The 12,721-nt window shown below is 32.1% G+C and carries 7 protein-coding genes; 3 read left to right on the top strand and 4 right to left on the bottom strand.

Translation table 11 applies throughout. From position 1 onward, the window contains the following. Positions 1–1,681 precede the first annotated feature (1,681 nt). Positions 1,682–2,977, bottom strand: coding sequence for an exonuclease subunit SbcD (sbcD, locus tag P3F56_RS02005; protein ID WP_281153126.1), 1,296 nt, complete (start codon positions 2,975–2,977; stop codon positions 1,682–1,684). A 2,834-nt stretch (positions 2,978–5,811) separates the two neighbouring features. Here sbcD and P3F56_RS02000 point away from each other — a divergent pair. Next, complete coding sequence (locus P3F56_RS02000; protein WP_281153124.1) at positions 5,812–6,183, top strand: NifB/NifX family molybdenum-iron cluster-binding protein; 372 nt, start codon at positions 5,812–5,814, stop codon at positions 6,181–6,183. A gap of 1,951 nt (positions 6,184–8,134) precedes the next feature. Here P3F56_RS02000 and ndhO read toward each other — a convergent pair. Continuing rightward, positions 8,135–8,356, bottom strand: a complete 222-nt coding sequence (gene ndhO / locus P3F56_RS01995; RefSeq protein WP_281153122.1) for an NAD(P)H-quinone oxidoreductase subunit O — start codon at positions 8,354–8,356, stop codon at positions 8,135–8,137. 451 nt (positions 8,357–8,807) lie between these two features. On the opposite strand from ndhO, the gene P3F56_RS01990 reads away from it, so the two are divergent. Next, complete coding sequence (locus P3F56_RS01990) at positions 8,808–9,032, top strand: DUF2811 domain-containing protein (protein ID WP_281153120.1); 225 nt, start codon at positions 8,808–8,810, stop codon at positions 9,030–9,032. A gap of 255 nt (positions 9,033–9,287) precedes the next feature. Here the strand turns inward: P3F56_RS01990 and P3F56_RS01985 are convergent, their stop codons facing one another. Then, complete coding sequence (locus P3F56_RS01985; RefSeq protein ID WP_281153119.1) at positions 9,288–9,683, bottom strand: Rid family detoxifying hydrolase; 396 nt, start codon at positions 9,681–9,683, stop codon at positions 9,288–9,290. 192 nt (positions 9,684–9,875) lie between these two features. Between P3F56_RS01985 and grpE the strand changes: the two genes are divergently transcribed. Beyond that, complete coding sequence (gene grpE / locus P3F56_RS01980) at positions 9,876–10,655, top strand: nucleotide exchange factor GrpE (RefSeq protein WP_281153117.1); 780 nt, start codon at positions 9,876–9,878, stop codon at positions 10,653–10,655. A gap of 519 nt (positions 10,656–11,174) precedes the next feature. Here grpE and sds read toward each other — a convergent pair. Beyond that, positions 11,175–12,146 (bottom strand): solanesyl diphosphate synthase, encoded by a 972-nt coding sequence (gene sds / locus P3F56_RS01975; RefSeq protein WP_281153115.1) that lies wholly within the window; start codon positions 12,144–12,146, stop codon positions 11,175–11,177. Positions 12,147–12,721 lie beyond the last annotated feature (575 nt).

Genomic DNA, 12,721 nt, shown 5'->3' with positions numbered 1-12,721 from the left:
AAACCATAATTTTTGCTCTATTAGATATTAAAATTAATATTTTCTATATAGAACAAACAACAAATAAAATTTGTTTAATTCTATTTAATTTATTTAGAAAAGAGAATGTAAGAATCAAAGATTTTTTTCACTATAAAGCTAATCATTTTGATAGTATTTAATATACAGTAAGAATTAACATTTAAAATTTAACTGCCTTGACTATTTGTATAAAACATTTAAGAGCTTTCATTACTAAATGAAAGAAGTGGGTACTATTAATATGACAAGTAATTGGTATTTTTCTGAAAATCTTTAAAATGAGCAAGAGATTGAGTGAGCTTATTCTCTATTAGAGCAGATGGAAAAGGGATAATTCAGCAACGGTGAATTCAATAAAAAATTATCGACTTGTTCGAAGTAACATGGTGCTAGAAACTTTTTAGGAAATTATTTAAGCAGTTATAGTGCTATAGCTGAAACTTCTTCTTCTGTGATCATTACTGCTTGACAATCTTTTCCTGATATTGTTAGTCAATTAATGACTAACAATATCAGGACGATCAGCTTATTTAATTTATCAACTTAACCTTGATGCCATTAAACAAAAGTTGCGGTCATTGCTTTATACTATTTATACTCAAAAAGGCGAATACAAATCATTCTTAAATAAGTGGGATTATGATCAAGAATCGAAACAAGCTATGCAAGAAAAAATTACTTAACCCATTAATTAATCTAATGTTACTAGAGTTCTCTGTCCATTTTTATGGCAAGTAGAAGTAGTAGACACAAATTTTCTCTAGAAAAAGCTTTATTCTTACACCAGCTGGCTATTAGCGGAATTGTCCTTAGTTTTTAGTAAAAATTTGGGCTAATTGTGGTTCTTCAGTGTTTTCTCCTTTCATTGTTGATATTGTTTGATTCGGTTATACATAGAAATATTTCATTTAAAAAAATTAACAATTGTGTTGAGCTGTTCAATTTTAAAGTCTTGATTTATAATCGACTTGACTCTTTTAGACTGAGTGTGATTAGTTAATAGCTAATAAGTTAGAGAACTATTATTGTAACTGTATTTGAATATTTTAAAGCAAAATTTATAGCCTTTATTTTTTATGATTCTTTCATATTTTTTTCTTGTTTTTGTTTGGCAATCTGTCTAATTTAAATCAGAATTTTCTAGACTTTTTTCGGTTGATACTTGAGATGATATTCGGGAATAGCAAACTCTTTGGAAGTAAAGGATAATGACTTATTTCTATAAATAACCTGATGGGCACTAGAATCTGGTCATAAATTTTTATTTACTTTAGTAAAAACTATAGTCTTTATCAGATAAAAAAAAGCTAGAATCTGTGCTAATAATATAGATGAATTAAAGACATAATACAATTTATTAGTCTCCGTACCCAACCCCCTAATTTGATCGACGCCAGTATTTGCTAGAGCGGTCATCGTAAAAATCAGTACCTGAAAATACTGAGAGCCTAGCAATTGGCTTACACGAATGTCATTAAACTTAGGAAGAACTGAATCTAGCAAAATTAGACTACAGTTGAGCATCTTAACTCACTGCAACGCGATTTGACTGTCACCAACTACATCAATAAAATCAAACAATCCTAATTAGTCTTGGGAATTATGAGTAGTTATAAATCAATTTAATCAAAATTAATTGAACGAAAATCATCATTATTCCCTATTCCTCAAAACTAAAAGTTTCTAAATCTTCTAATGGTAAAATTTTCTGTTTAACTGATAAATCTAAATTTGGATCGTTATTATTCAGTAAAAATTTAGCTGTTTCTAACATATCTTTAACTATCTCTTTAAGATCTTCTTTGCTATCTAAATAAGCTTGCAAAGCAGATATGGGATCTAAATTATTTCCCACCCCCAATTCTGGTAGACGAGAACGGGATAATTGACTGACCAATTCCGGTCTAATAGTATAACTATGGGACTCTTCTAATGCTTCATAAATCTCCCCTGTATTAATTAATTCTAATTGTTCAGAACGAATTTTGTAAATTAAGCGTACTACTGAATTTTGTATAGACTTTTTTTGAATGGCTTTAAGGATAGCAAATTGAGGGTAAAATTCCTCCGATACATTAATATTAATAGAACAAAAATTACGGCTAGGAAGTGGATTAAATTGCCAATCAACTTTTCCTTTATTTATTTCTAAATAAATATAACCTTTATCCTCTTTTTCTTCACTAAAATCTACCCGTTCAATACTTCCTGAGTAAATTACTGGGGGATCATTAGTAGGATTTAAATTTTGGTGTTTATGAACATGACCAAGTGCAACATAATCAAATTCAGGACGAATTAATAAAGACATAGGAATGGTAAATCCCTTGCCAACAGCAAGAAACTTCTCTGCTCCAAGATTAGCGCGATCTGCCATCAAATGACCTAACAAAATAGTCGGAAGTTGGGGATCTAGTTGACGAATTTCTCCTTCTAAAGCTAAGGTCAGACTTTCAATTAATAAATGCTGAACTTCTTCAAAAGATAAGTTATCAGTTTTTCGACGAGTAAAGAGAGTACAATGGGTTAACCAAGGCAAAGTGATCACCTGAATTTCTCCATTTTTAGTCGATATTTTATTGGTTTTAAGAGTGTCCCCCACAATAAACCCTGGAACACCTAATGTTCGATAAATACAAAGACTTGCGCCTCCATCGCCTTGAGAATGTTGGTCATGATTTCCAACTAATAATATTGTAGGAATCTTGGCATCAGCCAGACGATGAAATTGAGAAGCAAAAGCTTCTTGAACATAGGGAGGAGGGGTTGCATCAGGAAAAGCATCTCCTCCAAATAAAACAAGATCAATCTTTTCTCTCACTGCTCGATCAATACATAAACTTAATGTGTTGATAAAATCTTCAAAGCGGGTGTTTAAACCTGTTTTAGGATTGAGGTGACCATAGGTAAAGCCACTACCAAGATGAATGTCAGATAGATGAATAATTTTTATCATATTTACTTAACTTTTAATTTTTATAGAAAATTTTTTTTTATTTTTCAATATAGAGGATCGCAAACCAATCAACCTATCATCAACTATTAATCATTAACTGTCTATTCATGAAAAAATGAAATAAACATTAAAAATGAATCATGTTACCCCTCTGTATTTAAACAAAAATAGTAAGATTTACATTGCCTTAATTTGTATTCTAATGTTGTTTTCATTAAGACATTTTTTTGACATGTTTAATTAAATTTAATATACTATAAAATATGTCTTTTTTTATAGAATTTCGTTTTAACATATTTATCCTTATAATCTATTTGGTTACAGGTTTTAATTTTTCAGCAAAAGTAGATTTTTCCGGTAGTCATTGTCTTATTTTAGCTTTATCTGTATCTTTACTTTAGTTTCTATCTTTTTTTATAAACCCAGATTTAAAATTCCATGTATCGTCTATTTTTATTACATTTAGTTATTTTTTTTTATTATTTGTAATGTTAGTTCTTCTTTTTAAGCTTGTATAATTGAGTGCAGTTGACTAGGTTTTATTGGACTAATACTTAATCATCCTAAGTCCTAGTTATCTTAAGTTTTTTTATCTTTACAGGTTTATTTATTACTCAATAAAAAAAATCCTATAAGTTACTTTCTTTTTCTAACCTCTTTATACCCAAAATAACATCTTTATGCGATTTCATAGCTTAAATAATTATTAATTATAATAAGTTATTTAATTTTCTTTATGAAAGCTATTCAAGATATTTTATATATTCTTAGGGCTAACTTTTTTCTATTTCTTAGCGAATAAAATATTTATTTCTTAAATAATTTATATAAAAATTATTTTTAAGTTGTATTTGCTGAAAGTTACACTAAATCTACAATTAATTCAAATTTTTGTCTTTTTATATACAACTATGATATTTTGCTCTTAATTCTTATTTAATTTTTTTAAAAAATTGAACAATAACTCTTTAATTTAACTACTTTATATCTTATATTTACTTGATAGTTAAACTTACTTACTCATAAAAAATCTAGTCACAAAAACTTGCTAAGAATTGCACCATAAATAGAGTATAAAATGTCTACTATTTTGCTAGATTTTAATCCTAACATATTGAAAACTAGCCTCTTTTTTATTAAAATTTCAGTAGAATAAAAACTTTTTTTACCTAAATGATTAGAAACCTACTAGAAAAGCCCAACATTTAGTCGTTGGTCAATGAGGATTGCAGTCTACTCTTTTTTATAGTCACTCATATCATGGCCGAATAGTTATCTATTCTCAGTAGAACTATTACTGTCTTATTAGGGTTTTAGCCAGTTTTTCCCCTGTGCTCACAGCCCCATCTCAAAGTCTGTCGCTTCTTATTGCTCCAATTCTCAGAAAACCAAAAAAACTTTATTATAAGTTCAGGCTCTTGTCTTCAACATTTTGGAAAAGTCTCTAAAAACGATTATTGAAATAATTTTTCCTCATGGTGAACATCTTTGGACTTATTATCTCCCCACTCAATAACCAAAAGTCTATCTCTGACAGAAAATTTGAATTTGGACATAACTCAACTTTCTTAGGCTTTTTTTATGTCGTCATTGTCTATCCCAAAATTTTACCCTTGACTAAGTCAACGTCCCCTAAATGAATTTAAGGTTAAAGGATTAGAGACGATCAGACGATCACTTGACCTGAAGATATTATCCTCTGTATCGATAGTGCCTCAGTTTAGCAAAAAGTAATTTTTAGAAAGCTGTTATTATTGCTACTTTATTTAATTTTACTACTATGATAGGTCAACTTAATGTTAAATTTCGAACAGCAATAATCGGGGTAATTTATGGCAACTTTAGAGTATGAAAAACCTTAGTCAACATCTAATAAGAGCAAAAAAATATCTATTTAATATCTATTAAACTCTTTCTAAGAGAGTCAGCTATTGAGCTAAATTAAAACTCTTTTGTCTTAGCTTTTTTTTATAGAAAAGTCAGGTATTTGAGTCAACCTTTACAGCTTCAGCTATGAAAACTCTCATAATGAAATTGGTGGACTTTCTTTAACTAAAAACAACGTCTTCCTACTAGGTCATAACCGTAAATTTAGCTGAAAAACCCAGCTAATCCAAGTATTCAAAAGTTGATAAGTAAAAATTATAAATAAAATATTTAATGATAATTAATAATAATATATTAACTCCTAAAATAGGATGATTCTACTTTTGTGATTGACTAAGACGTTCAGCTTGATACACTTTATTGTCTGCTGTAAAATTGTTAGTCTGTCTATCTTCTTCTCTTCTATAAGAAATAAAAAACCTCTGAAATACTTTTTCGTCATCAGTTGTCATTGGCATACTACAATAAATTTTTGCAAATTAAGCCCTCTAATCAAAGATTTATAAAATAGTTCAATTACTTCAAAAAAGTGTCCAACCGACTCTACGAATTAGAAGGCTTTATTATCACGACAAGTATACCGATAGACAAATTGCTTAATGAAAGTGGGATTAATTATAGTAAGACAGATGATTGACTTAAAACTTTAAATAGTTAGGTTATCCGAACAAGATTCATCTACGTGACTCATTAATTTATCCCGCAAAGACAAACTTTATAGTTCAAGAATAAGGCTTTAGTCTTTTAACTGGGTGTTAGGCTTACATAGTAAATGACGTAGATTTATTAAAATTTTTAGTTTTATCCCTATTGCCTATCTTCATCGAACTGAATTTTATGGATAATTTTTTTCAGAACTTCCTAAATATCCTACTTCTATTCTTGAATCTTAATCATAAATTTGTGTTAGAATTTGGACGATATGGACTTTGGAGAAAGAAAATATAATGAAAGTTGCTGTTGTTAGTCAGAATTTTCAAACTATTACAGGCAAAACTGGACGTGCTCGTAGATTTTTAGTGTATGAAACTAATAAAGAAGGTGAGGTAACTTTATTAGAAAAGTTAGAAGTTCCTGACACAGAACCAACCTTGCATGATCTTCATACTGATGATATTACTCCCCATCGAATTGATAAAATGGTGTTAATTACCAGAGAAGCAGGAGAAGGGTTAACAGAACGTTTAAGTCGTCGAGAAATTACCGTTTATATTACTAGCGAAACTGATCCTAAAACAGCAATCAAAATGGTAGTTGATGGAACTATTCCAACAGTTCCTCCTACTCCTCATAGAGAAGACGAAAGTTGTTTATTTTAAGAAAAATAAGAAGTTATATATAACAATGTCTTTCATTAACTATTTTAAATTTAAATTTTATTATAGATGATTATTGTACATAAGTTAATTCTAGAAACTGTAATTAGTTTATCGGATTGACTAATTGTAATTGATGACCTAACGACAGGTCATCAATTGGTTAGTACACAGACTTTTTAAATTTTTTTTCTATATAAAAGTAACGATAATCTTAAATAGAACCCGCATCCAAAGAATTACCCATTAGTATATGGTCAAGGATTTGGTTACCAGAACAAAGTTACGGATTCTTATAATCCATCACTATTTGGAAATGACAAGGATACGAAGATATTAAGATGAATAAACTCAAATTTTGAATGTTAATCTAGATATTTTAGTGCCTCTTAAAACAACCTTTTCCGTCAGTATTAAATCGTGGTATTTATCTATTTGATATCACTACTCTTATTAAAGAAAACAAGTCTTATAGTTTATATTTAAAAAAATAAACAGATATACTTTATCGAATTAATAATAGTTCCTGTAATTAAGTCAAAATTTAACGTTAATTGCTAAATTATAACTGATAATAACAATCAATAAATACTCAAGAGTAGAACGATATTTATTGAGTAGTTCAATACTATAATATATTCAATATATTCCTCATTTATCACTAATAAAATTTATCTTAATCGTTTTTTATTTAAGCGATAAAGATAATAATTTTTTTAGTTATATTTAAAAGTTATTAGTTTCTTTCTACTATTTTTTCTGGTGTAATATTACGTAGTTTATATAGCTTGTAGCGACAAGTGATAATCTATTTTAGAAACTATTTATAGTCTGTAAATAAGTTCTACTCATTTTTTAAACTTCTTACTTAAGTTATCTAAGTAAATGGCAAAAAACTTACCAAAATACATTTTTTTTATTATAGTTGATAACTATATTTATACATTATTTTTGATGAGTTGGTTATTTCGGCATAACCATAGTTTATCCAATTTTAATTTAAAGATATGTAGTCTCTTTTTATCTATTGCTTATTTCCTGTTTATGCTACTCCCAAACATCCTAAAGTTAACTTGCTATTTTTACAGATACAATTAGCTAGAACATGCAGAGTTTCTTTCTCTATGAGCCGTTAAATTGACTTCTAAAACTTGTTGACCACTACGACATTATGATGAACAGAGAATTACCAAATAGAGATCTCTTCAGCGATATTTCCCTGACAAATAAACAGTAGCTGGAAGCAGTCTTGATGGATCCCTTAGCATTCCTTCCGAAGATTAAACAGACAGAGGAAGCATGAGCATAACTAGGCTTGCTTGTTTATAATCATCGAACGACCTCCGCACTTCCATAAAAGCACGTTCAACTGATCGACAATAGAATCATCGATTCTAACAATTTAGTAATAGGATCCCTACTCATATTATAGTAGCGCAATAGAGGCAACATTAAATCTTCATTTTCCCTTCTAACACCAACACCGTAATATCGACATTACAGATGTCTAATTCCATTCCAATAAAAGTTTATAGTCCTAAGGAGTCTGGAATTTCAATCATATCAATTACTTGGTGAGAAGAAGATTTCATTGCTTTCTGGACCAAATAGATCGTCGCATCTAAAATTAACAGTTTTGACCTTAATTTGCTTTAGCCCTCTTTTTATCAATCCTGTAGGACGAGCACAGCTTCCTATTAATAACCACAATCTGACAGTTAATTGGTCTCCCCAACTGCGACTATTATGTCGCTTAAGACTTTCTTTAAGCAGCCATCAAATCAAGGGCAACTTCTTGGGGCTAATCTTCAACACCATCAATTAAGATAACGTCAGCGAGATTTTTTCAACAACAGGTGAGGTTAAAGTTCTACCGATATTTTCTAGACCAACAACGGAAATGCGAGAGAATTTGCCGAGGAGAAATTTCTCTCATATTTCGAGAAAGTGAGCCCTAATCGACTAGTTCTAGTTGATCGAGACGCAACCAAATATTTGGAGTCGGAGTATAGAATTTAACAAGGGCATATTCATCATTTAACTCAATAATTTCACCCTTACTCTCAAAAATATAGGGAGGAAAGTGCCGCGAATCACTGGCCTGCGCTTCCAAACTATTTTCAAGTTTTTCACGCACGGTACGAACAAGTGAGCCTTTCTTGATTTTAGCTGGCATAACTATATACTGACAAAAGTTTTATCTCAAAGTCTTATCTTACACGCAATTGATACAGAATGACTCTTTAGAATCCTTAAAAAATTTATAATTTACATTTTGCTACGAGTCAATTTTACCTCAATCATTTCCCAGACTTTTCACCGTACTTTCTGCATTTTTCCACAACTGATTACGAAAACATTAATCCTTGAGCATATTGTGACAAATATTGTCAACTAACCTTGATAAACCTAGATTCAATAAGTTTTTTTAAGAAAAAAAGGATTAAAAGCAGCTATTACCTTCAAATAGATTAATATTAGCTTTTTTTGTGATATTTCATAGTATTGACAAGCCAGACTTTTCTTGAGCAGAATGGTATCCACACAAATCTCTCACCCGAAGGTAGCTGAGTTTTGAAAACAATCCCAGTTAATAGGGAAGTTTTTGTTTTTAATTGAGGTATGTTATGAATACATCTGTAAGTATTTTTGCTGAAATTCCCGAAGAGTTACATGAATCTCTAAAAAATTATTTAGAGACCCATCCTAACTGGGATCTTGATCGGGTTTTTACTTCTGCTTTATCTTTATTTATCTTACAAAATGAGAACAATGAGATCTCTCAATCAATTATAAATTATCGCGCTTGCGCTCGTGTTTATCTAGAAACTTTGTTTGAGCAATCTGATTAATTAAAAATGGTTATTGTGGACTAACCGTGGCGAGATCGTAAGAAAAAAAAAGCTAGAACTATTGCTTTTTTAGAGTTTTATAACTCTAAAAAAGCAATAGTTCTTAGAGTTATAAAACACGGTGAGAATAAGAACTTTAGCAGTTACTAGATATAATTGATATTTTTAGTTTAAAAAATATCTAAAAACTAGCTGTAGTAGCTGGTGAGTTAACATAGAGTTATAGAGCTATTGATGGTATTATTTCAAGAAATTTCAGTCAATAACTGCAATACATTCAATTTCTATCAATACATCTTTTGGTAAGCGAGAAACTTCCACACAAACACGGGCCGGAGCCGTAAACTCATCAAAATACTGGGCATAAACTTGATTCATAGAATCGAAATTACTTAAATTACTCATAAAAACCGTTGTTTTAACTACATTACTCCAATTTATTTGAGCTGAAGTTAAAATTGCCTCAATATTAGCCATGACTTGTTGAGTCTGTTGAACAATGTTTCCCGTTCCTATAATATCTCCTGTTTCAGGACTTAGAGGGATTTGCCCTGCCACAAACAAAAATTGACCCCTAGCAGCGATCGCTTGATTGTAAGGTCCAACAGGGATAGGAGCTTTCGTTGTCTTAATTACTTTACGATGAGTCATTATATCGATAAACACTTATGGGGACAAAGGAGTTTCCATTTTGAGTTTACACTTGAGTATGTTTCTTCTCAAAATGTCACGATGAGTCCTTTATACTGGTAGAGATACACCTCAAAAAAACATAATCTCTAAAGAAAGACAATAGAGACCATTAAGTCCGATCTTATTCTATAGGAGTTTAGAAAATCTACTATGAACAACGAGCAACAGCAGCTAGAAAAAACCTTAAAAACCTCTGAAGTATCGAAAAATGTCGATGATTCTTCTGTAAAGCCCAAAACCCAAGTAACTGACCAATTAGATTCAACAAAAACGTCTGAGACTCCCGATTTAGAACTAGATTTAGAATCAGTTGTAACAGAACCGGTGGCATCTGAACCTAAATTCACCGAAGAGGAATATACTCCTGAGCAGATTATAGCTACTCTAACTCAGGAAGTGGAAGTCTTACAAGGAAAACTAATCAAAGAAGATCAACAGTCCGAGGTTTTGAAGAAACGTTACATCGCCTTAGCAGCAGAGTTTGATAACTTCCGTAAACGAACTGAAAAAGAGAGAACAGAACTGGAAATTCAAGTTAAGTGCCGGACGATTAGTGAATTATTGTCAGTAGTCGATAACTTCGAACGGGCAAGAGGCCAAATCCAACCTGCTAACGATGGAGAGTTAGGAATTCATAAAAGCTATCAAGGAGTTTATAAAAATCTTGTCGAGAGTCTTAAACGCTTAGGAGTAGCTCCCATGCGTCCTGAAGGAGAACCATTTAATCCTCTATACCATGAAGCTATGTTAAGAGAATGTACTAACGATTATCCTGAAGGAACAGTGATCGAACAGTTAGTGAGAGGATATCTTCTAGGGGAACAGGTATTACGCCATGCTATGGTCAAAGTAGCAGCCCCGACAGGAGAATCCCCTGTGACTCCCGAAGGGTCTGCTTCAATAAATGGCGGTGGTTCTCCAACTAGTTAACTAGTCTTTTCTTAGAAAAAATCCGAAGGGGAGTGGTCAACATAATAACATTGGGGATAAGTTCTGCTGGCAATGCTTAGGTTTCTAGCTGATCTCTGAATCACTTCCTTCATAAATCAATAGAACTAAACAGATAGCTCTAAATAAACGCTAAAAAAGCAAGGGAATTATCAAAACTAAGCTCATACCCTTAGCATAATAGCAGAATCCATTGCCACAGACTTTGATTCAAATCTTGAACTCTTAACTAAATCAGTTTGTTATGACCTAAGATTTTTTGTCGAAATCTGCTGAAACTCAATTTTGCCGACCTAAGATTTAAGCGTAACATCAACGATAAAGGCACAAAAGTAATGTCTAAATCACAATAGAAAGTGACTATAAGCTCGTCTATTAACTTTACTTAAGTTATCATCATTTTTAATTAGATTTTGTTGGTCTGACCTCGTCGAAGGATATCTAACCTAGAGAACAATTAAAGAATGAAAAAAAATTTATACTTTTAAGGGATAAAAGTATTCAGTAAAGTCTACTTAAGACATAATCTACCAAGTCTTTTAAAATCTGGGAAGAGGTAGAAGGTTTGAGACAATTAAGATGCTGGAAGGCTAACTTTCCATGATGGGAAGCCAACTCCCGTGATCGCTCGATTCCTTGACTTTGATTAACAATAGACAAGGCTTTTTCGATATCTCCTGCCTCACTGAATTCCCGTTCAATTAAAGTTTCTAAATATGGATTTTCCTCCATAGCAAATAAAGCGGGAGCAGTAAGATTGCCACTAATTAAATCAGAACCAGCCGGTTTTCCTAAAACCTCTGTCGGAGTTGTAAAATCTAGGATATCATCGACAATTTGAAAAGCTAATCCTAGGTCTCGTCCGTAAGCATAAAGATGTCCCCTAACTTCAGGTGAAGTTTCGCTTAATACTGCGGCTGCTTTTGCGCTATTGGCTATTAATGAAGCTGTTTTATAGTAACTTTTTTCTAAATAAGCTTCTAGAGTTAGACTGGTGTCAAAACGATTAATTCCTTGAAGAATTTCCCCTTCAGCAAAATCACGGATAACTTTAGATAGAAGTTTAACCACATCTAAATTATCTAAATTAGCCAAATACCAAGAAGACTGAGCAAACAAAAAATCGCCAGCCAAGACAGCAATCCGATTATCAAATAAGTTATTAACGGTGGGGACATTACGACGTAATTCTGCTTCGTCGACTACATCGTCATGCACTAGACTTGCAGTGTGAATCATCTCAGTAATTTCTGCCAGCCGACGATGACGGGGTGTCAGATCTCTATCCAACAGGGTCGCCCGTGAAACTAAGAGAACAATAGCCGGACGAATGCGTTTTCCCCCAGCATCAAACAAATGTTCAGCCGCTGCCCCTAAGATTGGATGGCGGGCTCCGACCAACCGTTTAAGATTATCGGTCAAGAGGCGTAGATCGTCGTCAACAGTAGCAAAGAGAGAGGTGCTTGTTATCATGGGTTAGCTAAACCTGGCGCATCAGTTACGAAAATTTACATATTCTTATATTCATAATAAGCTAACCTTTCCAGACAAGGAAACGAAATTGTCTACTTTTTTGACTAAATACCTCAACTAATTCGGTAAAATCCCTTAAAAAAACTGACCTAACCTAATTTCTTATGTTAACCTAACAATAGGGGTTTTTTAGGATTTCCCAATTTTCTTAATTGTCAAGCTCCTCAGAGGTATCTCCTCAACTGAGGAAGTTCAGGTCAATATGATCCGGCTAGATTCCTGGTATAACTAGTTACTCAGGCGTGTCGACTCAGAATTGCTCGGTTTAAGATTGTCAAGCAATCGGGGGGGGAGATTAGCTTAAGTTAGCCTTAAACTGGTCTTCGACCTTGTTCACTCTTGAAAGCGAGTGTCCTCAAAGCAGAGAGGGAGAATGCTTGTTTTTATACTGCCATCGCTTAACAGTAGTACCCTTAAGGAGCTAAATATTCAGGCAGTTCGATATGACTACTTATGTCATTAACTTCACTTCCATGTCCACCTTAGCAATGAAAGACTAATAACGAAAAATGCCT

This window comes from cyanobacterium endosymbiont of Epithemia clementina EcSB (assembly GCF_029919255.1).
Classification (GTDB): domain Bacteria; phylum Cyanobacteriota; class Cyanobacteriia; order Cyanobacteriales; family Microcystaceae; genus Rippkaea.
The sequence above is the reverse complement of the archived record's forward strand: the minus strand, read 5'-3'. Positions and strand labels throughout refer to the sequence as shown.